Here is a 16815-nt window from a genome sequence, read left to right as displayed (position 1 = left end):
CACCGCCCTTTCACGGCGGTAACAGGGGTTCGAGTCCCCTAGGGGACGCCACATTTAGCGGGAATAGCTCAGTTGGTAGAGCATAACCTTGCCAAGGTTAGGGTCGCGAGTTCGAGTCTCGTTTCCCGCTCCAATCTCACATAATACGTTTTGTATTGCCATTTTTTAATTTGTATTCTCAATTTTTGCCCCCCTTTGTTTAGGTTAGGCAAGCTAGTCCTTGTCCTATTTCATGCACTAGTGCATTCCCATCAGTTTTGCTCGCGCTTCTTTGTAACTAAAAGAGATGTTTTGTGCTTTTGCGGCTTCCCGCTGCTCATCCAACTGTTGGAAAATAGTGATTTCATTATCGGGCATAAAGTGCAAGCAGTCTCCACCAAAAAACCACAGCAAATCGCGATAAAGTAGCGGCATAAGATGCGGGTAGCTGCTGACAATGCGACACAGAAGCATTTGTCCATATTCCAAAAAATTCTGATCTTGATGTTGTTGCTGTAATTGCGTTAATGCCGCGAGAAATTCTGCATCATCTTCGCTGCGGTACTCGTTATTAAATGGGGGGAGTTGTTCAAGTTGCCTACAAAACGCGCTAAGTAGTTCCAGGTGGTATATGTAATACTCTTGCTCGTAATTAGTGGGTTCAAAACTTGAAATTGACATAATGTGCCCTGATTTGGTGGTAAGTTTTCAGTCTTCATCTATTTCTGCGAGGGGTTATGACTCCAGCTCTTTCACTTAAAGACTTGCGTAAAGTTTACAACGAAAAGTTCGAAGCCCTAAAAGGTATTTCATTGGATGTGATGCCGGGTGATTTTTTTGCTGTTCTCGGCCCTAATGGGGCTGGCAAATCAACCACAATTGGCATTATTAGTTCTCTGGTGCGCAAAACGTCCGGAACTGTCGAGGTATTTGGTAAAAATATCGATACTGACTTTTCAGCAGCCAAAAAGCATTTAGGTGTAGTTCCACAAGAATTTAACTTTAGTATGTTTGAAAAGGTGGAGGACATCGTAATGCAACAGGCTGGTTATTACGGTCTGTCTCGCAGTCAGGCATTGATGCAAACAGAAAAATATTTAAAGCAGTTGAGCTTGTGGGATAAGCGCCACACTCCTGCTCGTATGCTGTCAGGTGGTATGAAGCGGCGTTTGATGATTGCGCGCGCGTTGGTTCATGAGCCGCAATTATTAATTCTTGATGAGCCGACGGCAGGTGTTGATATTGAGTTGCGCCGTTCTATGTGGGATTTTTTGCGCGAAATTAATGCAGCTGGAACCACTATTATTTTAACAACCCACTATCTTGAAGAAGCGGAAAGCCTCTGCCGTAATGTTGCGATTATTGATCGTGGAACTCTTGTGCAAAACACCAGCATTAAAAATTTGTTGCAGCAGCTGAACAAAGAAACTTTTATTTTTGATATGAAGGGTAGCCTGCAATCCTTTCCGCATTTGAATGGATATCAAATTACACCGATTGATAGCCATTCCTTTGAGCTGGAAGTTGAAAAAGGACAATCATTAAATGCAGTGTTTTCCCAATTGACTGAACAGCAGATCGAGATTGTGAGTATGCGTAACAAGGCCAACCGGCTTGAAGAGATGTTTGTGGCTATGGTGGGTGCTAATAAAAATGAGGTGCAATCATGACCGTCAGTGAGCAGTGGATTGCATTCCTAACTATTTTGCGTAAAGAGATAAAGCGTTTTACTCGTATTTGGATTCAAACGTTATTGCCGCCGGCAATTACGATGATTTTGTATTTTGTTATTTTCGGTAAGTTAATCGGCAATCGTATAGGGGAGATGGGAGGATTTAGCTACATAGAGTTTGTTGCTCCCGGGTTGATCATGATGGCAGTGATCACCAATGCTTACGCCAATGTATCGTCTTCATTTTTTAGTGCAAAGTTTCAGCGCAGTATTGAAGAGTTGCTGGTATCGCCTACGCCCAATTATATTATTTTACTGGGCTATGTAATGGGTGGTGTTGCACGCGGTATGGCGGTTGGATTGATTGTAACTGGCATGTCGTTATTTTTTACTAACCTGCATATTTATCATTGGTTTACTACATTATTTATTGTGTTTATGACTTCCGTATTGTTTTCTCTTGCCGGATTTATTAATGCAATATATGCAAATACATTTGACGATGTTTCAATTATCCCTACTTTTATATTGACTCCGTTAACGTATTTCGGTGGTGTTTTTTATTCGATCAATTTGTTGCCGGAGTTTTGGCAGCAAGTATCGATACTTAATCCAATTTTGCATATGGTCAATGCGTTTCGTTATGGTATGTTGGGTATTAGTGATGTGCATATCAGTATGGCGCTGATTGGCCTGACATTGTTTGTTGTAATCCTTTTTGCTATCGCTATGCACCTTCTAAAAACAGGTAAGCGGTTGCGTGCTTGATATCGGTAATCCATATGAGCCATAACCCTCTTGGGCAGCAGACAGAATACGTTTCTGAATACGCCCCCCAATTACTGTTTCCAATTGCGAGAACTGAATCGCGTAAGCACTTGTTTATCGCTGATGTTTTGCCATTTTATGGCGTCGATATTTGGACAGGGTATGAGCTGTCCTGGTTGAATCTTTCCGGTAAGCCTCAAGTAGCTGTTGCTGAGTTCAGGATTCCATGTGATAGCGAATACATTATCGAATCCAAATCATTCAAGTTATATTTAAATTCCTTGAATCAAAGTTGCTTTGAAAGTGAGAAAGATGTTCAGGGAGTGCTTGAGCGGGATTTGTCTGCAGTAGCTAAGGCTGCTGTCAAGGTGCAATTATTCCCCGTCACGCATAGGCATAAAGACGGCAATTATTTGGAGTCTATTGCTCGGCCGACAGCCATTGAGTTGGATGCGTTAGATGTTTCTGTTGATACTTATCATCCTTCGCCTGAGTTATTAAAAACCGGATCAGCATTTGTCGAAGAGATGTTAGTCAGTCATTTATTGAAAACTAATTGTCCGGTAACCGGACAGCCTGACTGGGCAAGTGTTTTTATCGCCTACAAGGGAAATCAAATACTGCATGATAATTTGCTTCGCTATATTATTTCTTTCAGAGAGCATCAGGATTTTCATGAGCATTGCGTAGAGCGGATTTTTTGCGATATTTTGCGTGAGTGCAAACCTCAAGCGTTAAGTGTTTATGCGCGTTATACCCGGCGTGGTGGATTGGATATCAATCCATTTCGTTCATCGAGTGAGAGTGAAAAGCCTTTCGATATAAGATTGATTAGGCAATAAGAAAATAATAAATCGGTGTAAGCGATAAAGTGATTATTGAATGAGTTACAGTTAAATAATCACTTTATCTTTCAAGCGGGCTGCCGCTTTTTCCAGTGATTCAATCACTTTTTGTTTGTCATAATTACGTACTTTTTCCATATCCAAATACATGGAAAAGCCTTCGGCGCGATCTTCAAAGTAGCTTTGGTTTTTGCCCATCTCTTTGCGCAAATCAGCAACTTGATAAACTTTGACTGGCATTGAAAAACCTTTAACCTGGATTTCGCCTTTGTCCCTACACATTACGGTGTCTTTCACCAATGACCAGGTTTCATGAGAAATCAGAATTTCATCTGGCTCTGCTGCAGATTCAAGGCGGCTAGCTAGATTGACTTGTGTGCCTAGCACTGTGTAATCGAGGTGATTGGATGTGCCGAAAGTGCCTACGGTACAGTAACCGGTGTTAATACCCATGCGAACCTGTAATAGTTTTTTGATTCCTTGGTTAAACCATTCTTGTTGCATGGATTTGATGCGTTTTTTCATGGCGATCGCCATAGCAACACAGCGCGTTGCATCATCCTTTACGCCTTTACTTGCGCTATCACCAAAAAGAACCATGATTCCATCACCCATGAATTTGTCGATGGTGCCGCCGTAATGGGCAACAATTTTCGACATCTCTGTCAGGTAATGATTGAGTAATTCCGTTAATGCTTCAGCTTCAATTTCTTCGGAAAGTTGACTGAAGTCTTTAATGTCTGAAAAAAATACACTGATACGTTTACGTTCTGCTTGCAGGTTTTTATCGTCACCGCGATTAATTGCTTGCCAGACGGTGGGCGGTAGATAGCGCGATAGTTTGTACGCACGGATTTTATGCCACTTCTGTTCATTCTCGAGCTGTTTTTGGCTGAGCATCAATTTGTGAAAGCGCTGATGCATGTAAATCGCGTAAACCAAAAAATAAGTCGCCACACCGATCAAGCTTGCGGCACTTATCTGGATGCTGCTGGAAAGCACAAGTTGCGGTTTGTGTATGATCAAACTCAAAAGTACACCTACAGCAAATGCACTATTATCCTCCATCAGCTTGCGTGTGCCGCCACTGATTAATGCGTTGAATTGGATCATCGTCAAAAACATTATGCAGGGTAAAATACTGAAATCGGTCAGGCTTAGCACAATGCCAATAAGAGCAGCGTCTACGTGAGATAACCAGCGATTGATGCGGCTCATCAATTCCGGGATTTGCTTGCGGGTGAAATAATAAGTGGTGTAAGCGTAAATCAATAAAAAGACAATAACACCCATGTGAGTGATGCTGGGGTTGTCCCAATCGATAAAGGAAGCAAGGGTGCCGGATGCGGCAAAACAAATAAGTGCGCGAAAATAATACTGTTGTATCGGTGATTCAGTTTGCAGTGGCTGACTTTCAGTCTTACTGTTCATTGGACTAAAACCCTGTTGTTATCAGTCAGTAAGTCAATCCCTGCAATGATGTTGCTGCTTGCCCCCAAGCCAGTGAATTAAACGGGTTTTTGGTGAAAATGTCCACTTGTTGGTGACTTGCCATCTCTTTTTTCTACTGCTTATTATTTAAATTTCAATTCAAGGTATTTTTCTTCCAATTCGGTATATTGCTTGCGTAGTTCCGCAAATTCATCTTGAATTTTTTGGATACTTGCCGGATTGCTCTCGATGGTTTCGGATTTTTGTTCAAGGTCGTTTTTTAGCTGATCATTTTCTTTCTCAAGGTCTTCCAGGTTGCCTAGAAGCTCTTTGCTTTCTTGGGTAAAGCTCTGCAGGGTTTCTTTGATACGTTGATTTTCTTCTTCCAGCAGGTGGTCTTTACCTAATAATTTTGCTTGCTCTGCTATTTGTTCGTGAGCCTTGTTTAATTCTTCCTCTAACAGTTGGACGCAGGTGTCGGATTCCTGCACAAAACGTATTTGCCGCTGTAACTGATGTTCGAGGTCTTTGATGACTTGTTCTTTTTCTTCTGCGCTTTCTGCTGTTTCCAATTGGCGTTGTAGATTGCTGATGATGCGATATTGATCTGCCGCAACATTGCGCAGTTTCATAATTTCTTCAGCTGCACGGGGATCCTGACGGATGATATTGATAGTCTTGTTTTCTACCGGCTGGCCAGTGAGTGCCGAATTAGTGGACTGTATATAATGAGTGATATCATTGTAACTACTGCTGTATTTTCCTAGTAATAGCTCATATTGCTCGCGATCTGCAACGCTATCGGCCATAGCGTACAGCTCATTATAATAACCTTGGGCATTGGCTTGTGCTTCATTCCAGCGTTTCTCAAGATCAAAAAATAACTTTTTGAATTTTTCCAGATTTTCTACCCGTTTTTTATACATCTCCAACTCTTCGTTATTCTCACTTGTGGATGTATCTGCGGGTTCAGCTATTGTTGGCAATAGTGGTTCGAGTGCCTCCCGAAAAATGTTCCAATAACCTTCGCTACCTTGTACCTCGGTGGTGCCTAATTCTTCTGCACGCAGGAAGGCATAGCGCAATGCGACAATACGCTGGTTAACGGGTTGATCTGATGGTTGGAAGTTGGCGATTTCCTGTCGGGGGGCAATTAGTGCAAAACGATCCTGGGTTATTTCCAGTTGTTCATAAATCTGTTGTTTATAGGTTTTTGCTGGTGTACTAGCGGGAGCACCTGATGCGTTGATTGTATTTATCAGCTCACGCAGCTTGTCTTGCTGCCGACGAATCAGTTTTTTTTGTTTGAATGCATATATCACCAAAAAGAATGCGGCAATCAATAGTGCTACGTAAATTTCAATAGCGATAATCAGAATGATAAGAGGGACTTGCATACAATTAGTGGCCGTCGGCGGTTATTAATAGGGCGATCTTGGCAGTCATCCTGCGGTATCCTTTTTGGCAATCGCTAATTTGGTTATCTTCCAGAAAGTATGGTACAGAATTGGCCAATGTTCGACCTGGTTATAACATCTACTTTTGACCGGGCTTTAAAAGAGCGGTAACCGTCTCTGAATAATAATTGAGGAATAAAGTTTTATGGATGCAATTACAGCATTACACCAACGGGTCTCCAGCCCCCGACTGACCGCACCTGCACCATCAGAGGAGCAGTTGAATGTGCTATTCAGGGCTGCCGGGCGAGCTGCTGATCATGGCAATTTGCGCCCTTGGCGTTTTCTCGTCATTGAGGGGGAGGGCCTGATGCGGTTGGGAGATGTATTTGTGAAGGCGGCCACTGCAAAAAATCCTGCCATCACCCAAATAGAAATAGAGCGCTGTATGTCGATGCCGCAGCGTGCCCCAATGATTATCCTTGTTATTGCTAAATGTCAGTCCAATCCCAAGGTTCCTGCAATAGAACAAATTATTGCTGCAGGGGCTGCAACGCAAAACTTGCTCAATGCGGCGTTTGCCTTGGGAATTGGTGCGGTGTGGCGTACTGGTGATATGGCTTATGATCCAATAGTGAAACAAGAAGTAGGTTTGGCGGAGGGTGAAGAACTCATCGGCTTTATTTACATAGGCACGGCTACAGTTCCACCGCATCAGCCCCGCGAGCAAAATCCACAAGATTTTTTTAGTGCCTGGCCGAAGGAATAAGATTGCGTTTGGAGATGTGCTTGTGTACATTAGCGCGCCTTCGCAGGGGGTAGTCAACATGCCCATTAAGTCTGCGAAATTTTGAAATACGGTGAGGTGTCCGAGTGGCCGAAGGAGCACGCCTGGAAAGTGTGTATACCGCAAGGTATCGAGGGTTCGACTCCCTCTCTCACCGCCATTTTATAGAGAGACATGCGCGCAACGCAGTTGTCAGAACACTGCATGTACAGATTGATCGAATTTTGTAGTTCATTGATTTATAAAGTATTAATTTGATGTTGTTGAAAAAGAAAATCAAATTAATACTTGACTCATAAGGTTCCGATCAATAGAATGCGCGCCTCAACAACGCACTCGTAGCTCAGCTGGATAGAGTACTCGGCTACGAACCGAGCGGTCGGAGGTTCGAATCCTCCCGAGTGCGCCATATAGAAGTACTTAAACCCCTGATTATCTAAAAGATTTTCAGGGGTTTTTGCTTTCTAGGTCTTTAAGTGTCGATAGAGTGTCGAAAAAGTTTTATTCATCGACAGCAGGTCTGAATTTTACTGCCTCCAACAAGTGATCTGGCGATAGGTGTGCATAGCGCATGGTCAGATTAATTGAGCTATGACCAAGTATTCTTTGCAAGGTCAAAATATCACCACCGTTCATCATGAAGTGACTTGCATAAGAGTGCCGGAGGGCATGAGCAGCTTGCCCCCTCGGCAATTTGAAAGAACACTTTTCCAACAGACGGCGAAACGCCGCAATAGATGTCGAAAATAATCTGTAGTCTCCCTTCGCATGGCTACGCAAATCTTGTTCAAGTTTTGGCGTAATTGGGATTGTGCGATTTTTTCCTGATTTGGTATCGGTAAAGGTGAGACGAGCATTACCAATCTGGGAGCAGGTGAGCTTCTCGGCTTCACTCCAGCGGGCACCTGTTTGAAGACAAACACGGATAATCAAATGTAGGCAGGGGTTTTGTGCCTTTTTAGCGATCCCCAATAATTCCTGGCACTGATCAGTTGTTAGGTAAGACAGCTCCCGCTCTTTGATCTTGATAGGCCGAACCTTAAGCAGTGGTGACTGGTAGGTGATTTGTTCTGTTTGCCACAGGTAGCCATAGAGCGCATTTAGGTAGCCCAACTCATTATTAAGCGTTTTGGCCGATACCCCATCATGGGCGCGTATTTGCCGATAGTTCAAATACAGGGCAGGGGTAAGGCTTTTGGCTACTGGGTTGCCGAGGGCAGAACACAGCGCGATCAACGAACGCTTACGACGTTCTGGGTCTGCCAAATGAATTCCGTGGTGCCCGTACCATAACTCAATAAGTTCGGATAATTGCCGTTTATCTATATTGGGTTTGTTCCAAATCTCGCCAGTGGAAACTTTTGCCCTGATCGAGTTTTCAAAACGTAAGGCCTCGGCCTTGGTTTTAAATTTACGGCGATAGCGTTTACCCTTCACCGGCTCTATATCCAGAAACCAACGACCATCATCCAGTTTTTCAATCGCCATTAGATCGCTTTCCCCCATCGAATGTAGCGTTCCTTCAGCAATTTCCTGATGTGATCCTTGAAGTCCATATCTCCCATACCTTTATCGTGATAGAAGTCCTTTATGGTTGGCCAGAAAGGGAGCGTTTGTAATGCTTCAATGGTCTGTTGGGCAGTTAGGCGAGAGCGGGCAGCAAGACTTATTGCGTTACCTAAAAGTAATTCAATGTTTTTGCCACTAAAACCAGTACTGGTTTTGTAATGCCGCTTGTAGTCTGTTTTATCAAGGAGTGATGGAACGGGAACACTTACTAATACATCCTGAATTAGTAACGTCCAAACAGGATGGAAGCGATTAGGTGCGTTTAAAAATTTGAAGCTATCAAAGCCGTATTTCAATAGCCCATCCAAGTGATAAGAAAGTGCGTTATAGCTTTTAAAATAACAAGGGGCATCTGTGCCGTGAATTTTACTACCAGATGCAAACTGCTCTACCACTGAGTGGTGGAAACGAAACTCAATTCTCCATACTGGTTTTTGCGGATCATAATTGTAAGGTGTGACCTCAAAAGGGTCGTCTGTTTTGCGCCAGACGCTTTCCCAAAAATCCAGCTTATCTGTGGATTTAGCTTGTTTGGTTTTATTGTAAATGCAGAGCTGCATGGATGATGGTGAGCCGAACATATAAGTTTCACCACGCCCATAGGTAACTGCGAGATGATCAAAATCCATCGTTTCTATTGTGTCGAACTGGCGAATGGTTCGTGAGCGACAATGCATACGAGCCACAATATCTGCAGGTGGCTCCCAACCTTGAAGATCGATTGCAATGTGAACTGCTGATTGATTGTATTCTTTGCGATCCAGTACAAGGTCAGCAAAGCTATCAATCATCTCTTGTAGTTGTGCAGGCGTATTTTCTTCAATCAGATGCGGGGAAACTTCAATTTTCAAATGGGGACCATTTGAATCGGGTTTAACGTTGAAGTTTTTTATCAATAGAATCAGGCCAAGATCTGCATTTTGCAGTTTAAATTGGTAGCCGGAATCGCGACCAATCCTGCCTGCATGCCAGTCATGGCCGCCAAAAAATACCATGCCAGTTTTTTCAAACAAATCCAGCACACCAGCTTTGATGTAACCCCTATACAACTGACGAACGGTATCTACACCACAACGAAGAATATTTACTTCGGACAGATCACAGAAGCCTTTTCCATCAAAAAACAATCGACCGGATTGATCAGATTGAAAATCATGATTTAAACGTTCGTAATGGGTTGGTTTCAGCATATTCAAATTCTCAAGTTTTAATCGAATTATTTATTGTGGTTCACTGTGGTGTAACGGAGCGTTTAACTACCATTTATAAGACGTGTTACAAGAACGTCTGTGGGGCGCTCACCCGCGCGTCGGCTCGTGCCTCGGCGACGCGCGGGTGAGACTAAAGGCTGTCAGATGATCTTTTGTTAACTTTTGCATAGCTGTTTTCAAGCTCCCAAGGACGGGCAACATACGATTGGCCTTCTTTAATTAAATGAATACCGGAATCACGCTTTTGAATTTCCCAACCCAAATCGACAAGAGAGGCGTAATCATAAGAAGCCAATAGCCGGTTGTAGCTATCCATAATTTCAATACGGAAATACAACTTCTCATCGGTGTATAACAGCGCAGCAAGGCGAAGGCGGCCTTTTCTTGCCTCTTGATCAAATATATCGATACTGGGGCGCTCTTGCGGCTCAGAGCTAACGGAGCTTGATTGGGATGTAGCGACAGATGATTGCTGATGCGCAACAACAGGAGAGGGTTTTAATACCGGTTGGGACGGTTGTACGGCCACTGGTTGGGCTTCTTTCTCTTGCGGCTGGAAGAACGCCACCGTGTTAGAAATACCCCAATAGCCCAACGCAAAAAACGCCACAACAGCGAGTTGCACTTTTTTATTCTTAAGAATATTGGCACGGTCATCTTTGTACACACTTTTATTCTGTGTGCCCTGGGTGTGTGATAGATACAAACCAAAATACTGTTTTTCATAGCGACGAATTCCAGAGCTAACCTCTTTGAATTTTTCAGGGCTGGTTGCTTCCAGACATACCCAGCGATAGGACGAATCCGCACCAACGGCCTGCAATTTATTAAAGGTCAACAGGCGCTGGATGCGGCGACGCCAAATCGGGTGAACGTCGCGGCGATCTTGTCCCATCAGCACAATATCCAAACCTTCATGGCGATGACTGGCAATGTATTTCGACCACTCGGGCGATAAAGGCTGGCGTTTGGTTGGGTGTATATCCTGAATTTCATCAATAACCACTAATGAATCTTTTTTGGTTTTTTCAAGCAAATCCGCTTTAACCAATTCGAGGCGCTTTTCTTCATCGTCGCATTCTGGATGAGCAATACAAATCAATTGCTTTTGCACAATCGGCAAGGGTATACCGGTTAGTTCAGCGAACTTTTTATGATTAATGCCATTGATATTGGTCAGCACATCACGACCTGCTTTTAGCGCTGGGATGATGTGCATCACACATGCCTCGTAACTTTTTCCCGATCCGGGCAAGCCTTCATGGAATACGATCATTACCAGATACCCAAGGTTAAAATGCGACGGAAAAAATAAAACAGATAAGCAGAACCCACGATAGGCAACGCAATATCAACACCCGAATTCACCAGAAAAAACATGATATCGGGATGTATATAATCGGTGATCCTGTAATCCGTGATAAAACTGGGAAGGGGCAATGCTTCAATCGCAGCCAGTATGCCTTTCAGAAAAAGATCAAATAGCTTTTGGGGTATCCACAACAGAATCTCTATAAACCAATCTTTAACCCCGATCAGGAAATCCTTAAACCATTGCAAAATGCTTTCTATCCACTCCATTTTTTGCCCCCATTAATGAAGCGCTATACGCGCAGCTAGCAAAATGGAAACAGCAATAATCACACCTCGAATCAACGGCCAAGGAATATCCGGTGAACACTGCTGATCGATGACAACCTGAAAGGTCATAACAGACACTTGCCATACAGGGCACGACCCCGAGCCTGTGAAAGTAAAAAATGTTTGTAATGCTTCTACGTTTTTTGATTTACCCAATTCGGTTTTAAAGTCAGATAACGAGTTTTCAAAATTTAATGGTTTACCCTCGCCGGTGGTTTCTTCGGGAACATCAAAAAAGCCATTGTCCAATGGGCTTGATGGACAAATGCTGTAGAACTCTTGCAATAATTTTTTGCACTCTTTTGTTTCTTGATCGCACTCGGGTTTTGCAGGGCATGATGAGCTAGTACTGGAACCTGATGAATTGGAATTAGCTGAACCGGACGATTTGGAGTTATTACTGGAAGAGGCTGATCCAGCAGAGCCAGACGCACCACCAGAACACCACCATTGCCCCGATAAATCTTTATATTTATTAGGGCATGGCGAATCTTCACTTACGGGGATCCAGTTGCCATATCCCGCATGAGGTGTCCAACTGGAATTGGAACCGGAAGAAGATCCACTACCGCCACCAGAATTGTTTCCATCGCCATCACCACCGCCTCCTCCACCGCCGGAATTATTTCCATCATCACCATCATCACCGCCACCGGATGGCGTTGAAGAAGGCGCAGATGTTGGTGTGCTTGTGGGTGTACTGGTTGGCGTGCTTGTGGGTGTGCTACTGGGTGTACTTGAGGCGGTAGAAGAATCGCTACAAGTACCATCCGGATTCTGGCCATTAACACATACGGGACACTGACCGTTAACCGGTGGATAACCAGAGGGGCAATTAGAAGATACAGAAGATGATGAGCTTTCAGAGCCTGGACACACCATTTGACCGGTAACTGGATCAAGAACTTTTGCTTGACCATCGGGACAATCTTCAGGAGCGGTAGGCTCATCAGGAATACATTCGCCCTTCTTAACGCCAAGTACTTCAGTAACATTAAACTTCTGCCCCTGAGGGCATGAACAGTTAGACATTACTACACAGGCGTAATATTTGTGATTGGCAGGACAACCCAACTGGCCTTTATCAAGCAAAAATTTATCAGGTCCTTGAGCTTGGCACCATGAAGCATTGGGGCCTAGTGATTGAGCATCGAGACAACCGATGTTATACGGATTTGAACAGTTTGGAACAGCTTGAGCAAAGACAACATAACTATGCAAACTGAAAACTAAAAAAAATAGTAAATATAAATAACGCATGGGATGCACACCTATTGAGAAGTGGAAAAACCTTGTATGCACGCGAAGGAAGTAACTAGTCCGATCAAGAATGAAAAAGCGAGAATGAGCATTGTGTGCACCTCAATGAAAAAACCCCCTTTCGGGGGCTTGTTTTGCTGTTAACGGAACCAGCCGATGACTTTGTTGTAACCCCACTTTGCAACGCCCGGCAGAATTTTTACTGCTGCAATTGCAGAGATGGCGGCAACAATTGTGGTTGCATCGATTGCTGATGTAATGGCTGAAAAGTCCATTGATAACACCTCATTGAGTTAGCCACGCTTGACAAAATTAATCACCGTTTGGAATGCCCACGCGGTGAGATAGGCGATCATGGGCGTAGCAAAACCAGCCATGAACGCCGCTTGAATTTCCACTTCGGGTGGCGTTGCGAAAATGGATTCAAGCAATGCTTGAAAATTGGTAGAGACCCATTCACCGGAGCAAATTGGTTGCCCTTGGGCGTTAGTGCTGATTTGTCCGGTGCATTCGAGCATCTTCAAAAAACCGAAAAATTAAACAGCTGGTTTATTTGCTGGTGAGCCGGTTTGGTTCAGCATTTTTTGCGGCACCACGCCAATTACATGAGGTTGGCTTTTGCCACCTGATGCTTGTTTTAAAATCATGAACAAGGTTTTTTGTGCTGGTTGGCCGTAGCGAACGTCGCTGAGTTGGTCGAACACCGCTGGGTCAGCGGGAATTTTGCGGATGCTAAAACCGTGGCAGTCTTTTTCACGATCTGGTTCGGGTTGAGCGCCGACGAAAACAAAACAGTAAGGTTTGCCTTCGACTAGCATTCTTGTCACACCGAGTACGGTGGTTGGATATTCGAATTGCATAGTGATTACCTTTGATTAATAAAACATTTAATGGTTGGTCGAGCGGGTTAAAAAGTCGGAGATCATCGCTTCAGTCATCTATAGGGCTAAAGCCCTATGACCGAGATAACGCTTGTGCGCGGTCACAGGCTCCCTTCACAAGCTAACTCGGCGCGTGTGCGCGTGACTTTGGTAAGTCTGCGCGGACGGCGAGAGTGTTTTGGGTTGATCAGGGAGGCCGTTGAATTTGCTGTAGCCGTTGTTCAGAACATCGAGCAAGTAGGTGTTGAGTGCCGATAGTTTTTCGAGTGATTGCGCATCACAGGTGACAACAAAACTGATGCGGCCATCAAATAAATCGTGGTTTGCACCGTGTGGGATTACTGAAATAGCAATCAGGCCGGTGCGGGAATCAAAGTGCGTTGTGGTGCAAGCAATTAATGACGAACCGATTGCAAAGCTACATTGCAAACAGGCAAAAATCAGCGATTCGATTTGAAGGCTTAATTGCTTTTGTTTGATGTCGAAAAAATCATTCATTTTCAGAACTCCAGTAGAGCGGCATCTGTGGCCGATAACGAAAACAACTGACTGTTAAATGAAAAAATGTAAAAACCGTTTTTGATGAACTTGAATGCAACACGTAAACCGGTAGTGGCAACTTTTAAACGCGTGCCAGTTTTTAAGCGGGCTAGGGCAGACAGGCCAACGGGAATGCGCTTGATGAATAGATCAAGCTGAAAGGGGCATACAGTGCGAACGCGACGGAGGGATTGGCGGGCAGTACGGGCTGCTTTAATTACCAATTCAATGTGCTTGCCGAAAAAGTCACACTGGATCATGTGATCAGCCCTCTTTTTCCAGCAATTGTTTGCGGAGTAATTCGACATTCACCATGACGTGTTTGCCGATGCGGAAAGTAGGTAAGTAACCGCGATCCATCCAACCACGAACAATACCGGGCTCGATTTGAATCCAATCGGCGAACTTTGCCCAAGGGAGTAAGGGCGGGGCACCAGCTAACGAGGTGTTACTTAACTCTTCAAATTCCGCAGTCATTCGCTTTGTTCCACTTTATTTATTAAACTCACCTGTTCTAGGCGCAATGCGCCGCTTAAAAGTGCATGTAATAAAATACATGCAATAAAATACATTTGCATTCAAGCATATATTTTCTGCTTGTGCAATATTTTGCATGTAAAAAAATACATATGTGAATTGAGAGATGGAAGACGTAATCAAGCGAGTAAAAGAAATCTGCGAAACTGAAGGGTTAAACAGAGAAGAGTTGGCCGCTCGGACGGGAATGACGTATTCGCGCTGGCATAACTTAATGAACGGTCGTGGCACGATCAAAAGTGAAGAGATAAAAGCTACCGGCTTAGCATTTAAAGACTATGCATATTGGTTGGCTTATGGTGAGGAATTGCCAGAGGCAGGGCAAATTAGCCCAATGACTAAAGCGGCGCAGAGTGAATTAGGAACACAACGGAAGGCTTGATACTAGCAAGCAAGGTTGCCAAGAGATGGCGGAGGGGAAAATGAAAATAAACAGAATGGAATTAATTACCCTAGTAATAGCGGCAGTGTTAGCCAGCGTCTGTTTAGCGGAAGACGAAAAAGAAAAATCAAAAGTAAATAATGATGCTATCCCTCCGATAATTTCCCCTGATGATCCTGATATGTCGTTATCAGCAAATGATCACATTAGGATTTTGAATGCCAAAAAAGCGGATCACATAACTAGCGGAATGCAAATTGGTGGAAAACCAATGGTGAGTAATTCTGAGCAAAGAACACGCGAAAGAATTCACTGCCAAAAAATAGATGCCAATCCACGGCAAACAATCCCCCTAAAAGAATGCATAAAATCCAATGGCGTTATTGATAATGACGTCAATGAATGTATGAACGGCAGAAAGAAAAAGACTTGGTGATTTTAATTGACAATTTGTTTATAAATTAAAAAGGTTAATTAATGAAAAATATAATGAAGGGATTTTATAATCCTACTGATAAAGAATTGGATCTTGCATGGAATAGCGAAAACACTTTATTTATTTTCGATACAAATACACTGCTTAATCTATATGGATATGCGGAGAAAACTAGAGATGACTTTTTTTCAGTTGTTGAAAAAATTCAAGATAGGATATGGATTCCATATCATGTTGCTCTTGAGTATCAGAGGAGAAGAATTGATGTAATTAAAGAAGAAAAAAATGTATTTGAAAAAATAAAAAATAACATAAACAAAATAGAGTCTGTTTTCTCAAAAGATTTTACTCAGCTAGAATTGGAAAAAAGAATTCCAGCTCTGGCGGAGAGTACGGTCACCCTTAAAACAGAAATAAAAAAGTTAATTGATCAATATCAAAAAAATGTAGATAAACTGAATCGAAGGCAATTAAATGTAAACGGTGTCGATTCGATAAGAAATCGGCTTGATCTATTTTTTGATGGAAAGGTGGGGGATAAGCCTGAAGGCCAGAAATGGCTTGATGACATTTATAACGAAGGGGTGGGGCGATATTCTAAAAAAATTCCTCCGGGCTATAAAGATTCTTCAAAGAAACAAGGTGATGATTCAGAGTTTATGCACGCAGGTCTAAGATACGAACGTCAATTTGGTGATCTTATAATCTGGAGGCAGATGCTGGATTACGTATGCAAGGAAACAATAAAGTCCGTAATATTTATCACTGATGATTCAAAAGAAGATTGGTGGCAAATAGAACAATCAAGCGGGGAAAAGATAATAGGCCCGAGAACAGAGTTGGCCGAAGAAATAAAAAGTAACGCACTAATAGATTTATTCATGATGTACAAAACATCTGATTTTTTAACCGCAGCTAGCAAAGCTCTTGAAGTGAAAATAGATAAGGAGTCAGTCGAAGATGCAAATAACATGTTTGAATCAGCAAGGTCTGATCGAGAAAAAATTCAAGAATCTTTAAACTATGCGAATTTTAATGATATGCGAAGTAAATATGCAAAAATGAAAAAAAGTGATGCGTTTATAAGAGCTAACGCGGAGCTTGATCATTTGCTAGATGCAAAAAAAATAATTAAAAAGTTAGGCTTACAGTCGGATTTTTCTGATCAAAATTTAATAAAAAATAGAATGTTAGAGGAATATAATATTGCTCCGAGCAAAATGGATAAATTTTTAAAGCAAGGAAATTTTTCGAAAAAGTATGAGAAAAGTAGAGATACGATTGAATCGTATATCGAGGATTTAAAAAATTCCGAAAAAGATAGAATACGCCAACATTTTATTGATGCAATGACTGACAGAAAAAATATTGATGGTTCAATGGATTCATTTTTAAAGTCAAGCGCGATAGAAGAAATAGAAAAAAGAGATAGAGATATAGAGCAAGCTATTAAAATGATCCCCTCCGCGAATATCGGAC

General features: G+C 42.8%; 20 protein-coding genes and 4 tRNA genes (1 of these 24 only partly in view). 11 read left to right on the top strand and 13 right to left on the bottom strand.

Annotation, left to right across the window (positions count from 1 at the left end; all coding sequences use genetic code 11):
* Nucleotides 1-51 (top strand) — tRNA-Glu (locus B2739_RS07585) (it extends 42 nt beyond the left edge of the window).
* Nucleotides 52-57: 6 nt separating this feature from the next.
* Nucleotides 58-133: transfer RNA gene (locus B2739_RS07580), tRNA-Gly, on the top strand.
* 104 nt (nt 134-237) lie between these two features.
* Here the strand turns inward: B2739_RS07580 and B2739_RS07575 are convergent.
* Entirely contained in the window at nt 238-660 is a 423-nt protein-coding gene (locus B2739_RS07575; RefSeq protein WP_331345262.1) for a PA2817 family protein, read from the bottom strand.
* Nucleotides 661-716: 56 nt separating this feature from the next.
* Between B2739_RS07575 and B2739_RS07570 the strand changes: the two genes are divergently transcribed.
* Genes B2739_RS07570 through queF form a run of 3 tightly spaced genes read left to right on the top strand, consistent with a single transcriptional unit; the run spans nt 717 to nt 3261 of the window.
* Nucleotides 717-1649, top strand: a complete 933-nt coding sequence (locus B2739_RS07570) for an ABC transporter ATP-binding protein (protein WP_331345261.1) — start codon at nt 717-719, stop codon at nt 1647-1649.
* The gene (locus B2739_RS07565; RefSeq protein WP_331345260.1) at nt 1646-2419 is read left to right on the top strand and encodes an ABC transporter permease; all 774 of its coding nucleotides are present in this window, start codon (nt 1646-1648) and stop codon (nt 2417-2419) included. The genes B2739_RS07570 and B2739_RS07565 overlap by 4 nt, the downstream gene beginning before the upstream one ends.
* Nucleotides 2420-2433: 14 nt before the next feature.
* Nucleotides 2434-3261 carry an NADPH-dependent 7-cyano-7-deazaguanine reductase QueF gene (gene queF, locus B2739_RS07560; RefSeq protein ID WP_331345259.1) on the top strand — a complete coding sequence of 276 codons (828 nt, stop codon included), beginning with the start codon at nt 2434-2436 and terminating at the stop codon, nt 3259-3261.
* 51 nt (nt 3262-3312) lie between these two features.
* Here queF and B2739_RS07555 read toward each other — a convergent pair whose 3' ends face one another.
* A complete protein-coding gene (locus tag B2739_RS07555; protein WP_331345258.1) occupies nt 3313-4695 on the bottom strand; it encodes an adenylate/guanylate cyclase domain-containing protein in 1383 nt (460 codons plus the stop codon).
* A gap of 143 nt (nt 4696-4838) precedes the next feature.
* On the bottom strand, nt 4839-6092 hold the full coding sequence (locus B2739_RS07550) for a hypothetical protein (protein WP_331345257.1): 1254 nt from the start codon (nt 6090-6092) through the stop codon (nt 4839-4841).
* 205 nt (nt 6093-6297) lie between these two features.
* Between B2739_RS07550 and B2739_RS07545 the strand changes: the two genes are divergently transcribed.
* From B2739_RS07545 to B2739_RS07535, 3 genes are all read left to right on the top strand, one after another.
* A complete protein-coding gene (locus B2739_RS07545; RefSeq protein ID WP_331345256.1) occupies nt 6298-6861 on the top strand; it encodes a nitroreductase in 564 nt (187 codons plus the stop codon).
* 90 nt (nt 6862-6951) lie between these two features.
* Nucleotides 6952-7039: transfer RNA gene (locus B2739_RS07540), tRNA-Ser, on the top strand.
* A 172-nt stretch (nt 7040-7211) separates the two neighbouring features.
* Nucleotides 7212-7288, top strand: a tRNA-Arg gene (locus tag B2739_RS07535).
* A 92-nt stretch (nt 7289-7380) separates the two neighbouring features.
* Here B2739_RS07535 and B2739_RS07530 read toward each other — a convergent pair.
* From B2739_RS07530 to B2739_RS07485, 10 genes are all read right to left on the bottom strand, one after another.
* Entirely contained in the window at nt 7381-8367 is a 987-nt protein-coding gene (locus tag B2739_RS07530) for a phage integrase (protein ID WP_331345255.1), read from the bottom strand.
* Nucleotides 8367-9638, bottom strand: a complete 1272-nt coding sequence (locus B2739_RS07525) for a hypothetical protein (RefSeq protein ID WP_331345254.1) — start codon at nt 9636-9638, stop codon at nt 8367-8369. The genes B2739_RS07530 and B2739_RS07525 overlap by 1 nt, the downstream gene beginning before the upstream one ends.
* A 151-nt stretch (nt 9639-9789) precedes the next feature.
* Nucleotides 9790-10935 (bottom strand): zonular occludens toxin domain-containing protein, encoded by a 1146-nt coding sequence (locus tag B2739_RS07520; RefSeq protein ID WP_331345253.1) that lies wholly within the window; start codon nt 10933-10935, stop codon nt 9790-9792.
* A complete protein-coding gene (locus tag B2739_RS07515) occupies nt 10935-11240 on the bottom strand; it encodes a hypothetical protein (RefSeq protein WP_331345252.1) in 306 nt (101 codons plus the stop codon). Before B2739_RS07515 ends, B2739_RS07520 begins: the two co-directional genes overlap by 1 nt.
* A gap of 12 nt (nt 11241-11252) precedes the next feature.
* The gene (locus tag B2739_RS07510) at nt 11253-12332 is read right to left on the bottom strand and encodes a hypothetical protein (RefSeq protein WP_331345251.1); all 1080 of its coding nucleotides are present in this window, start codon (nt 12330-12332) and stop codon (nt 11253-11255) included.
* A 368-nt stretch (nt 12333-12700) separates the two neighbouring features.
* Nucleotides 12701-12835, bottom strand: a complete 135-nt coding sequence (locus tag B2739_RS07505) for a hypothetical protein (RefSeq protein WP_331345250.1) — start codon at nt 12833-12835, stop codon at nt 12701-12703.
* A gap of 18 nt (nt 12836-12853) precedes the next feature.
* Nucleotides 12854-13078 (bottom strand): hypothetical protein, encoded by a 225-nt coding sequence (locus B2739_RS07500; RefSeq protein WP_331345249.1) that lies wholly within the window; start codon nt 13076-13078, stop codon nt 12854-12856.
* Between the two features lie 18 nt (nt 13079-13096).
* Nucleotides 13097-13420 (bottom strand): hypothetical protein, encoded by a 324-nt coding sequence (locus tag B2739_RS07495; protein ID WP_331345248.1) that lies wholly within the window; start codon nt 13418-13420, stop codon nt 13097-13099.
* Nucleotides 13421-13555: 135 nt separating this feature from the next.
* Entirely contained in the window at nt 13556-13939 is a 384-nt protein-coding gene (locus B2739_RS07490) for a hypothetical protein (RefSeq protein WP_331345247.1), read from the bottom strand.
* Nucleotides 13940-14245: 306 nt separating this feature from the next.
* Entirely contained in the window at nt 14246-14458 is a 213-nt protein-coding gene (locus B2739_RS07485; protein WP_331345246.1) for a DNA-binding protein, read from the bottom strand.
* Between the two features lie 166 nt (nt 14459-14624).
* Between B2739_RS07485 and B2739_RS07480 the strand changes: the two genes are divergently transcribed.
* The 3 genes from B2739_RS07480 to B2739_RS07470 form a co-directional block, all read left to right on the top strand.
* Nucleotides 14625-14900, top strand: a complete 276-nt coding sequence (locus B2739_RS07480) for a helix-turn-helix transcriptional regulator (protein WP_331345245.1) — start codon at nt 14625-14627, stop codon at nt 14898-14900.
* Between the two features lie 40 nt (nt 14901-14940).
* Entirely contained in the window at nt 14941-15336 is a 396-nt protein-coding gene (locus B2739_RS07475) for a hypothetical protein (RefSeq protein WP_331345244.1), read from the top strand.
* A 41-nt stretch (nt 15337-15377) separates the two neighbouring features.
* On the top strand, nt 15378-16815 hold a 1438-nt coding region (locus tag B2739_RS07470), incomplete at its 3' end, for a PIN-like domain-containing protein (RefSeq protein ID WP_331345243.1).

The organism is Cellvibrio sp. UBA7661 (assembly GCA_002483365.1).
Taxonomy (GTDB): Bacteria; Pseudomonadota; Gammaproteobacteria; order Pseudomonadales; family Cellvibrionaceae; genus Cellvibrio.
The sequence above is the reverse complement of the archived record's forward strand: the minus strand, read 5'-3'. Positions and strand labels throughout refer to the sequence as shown.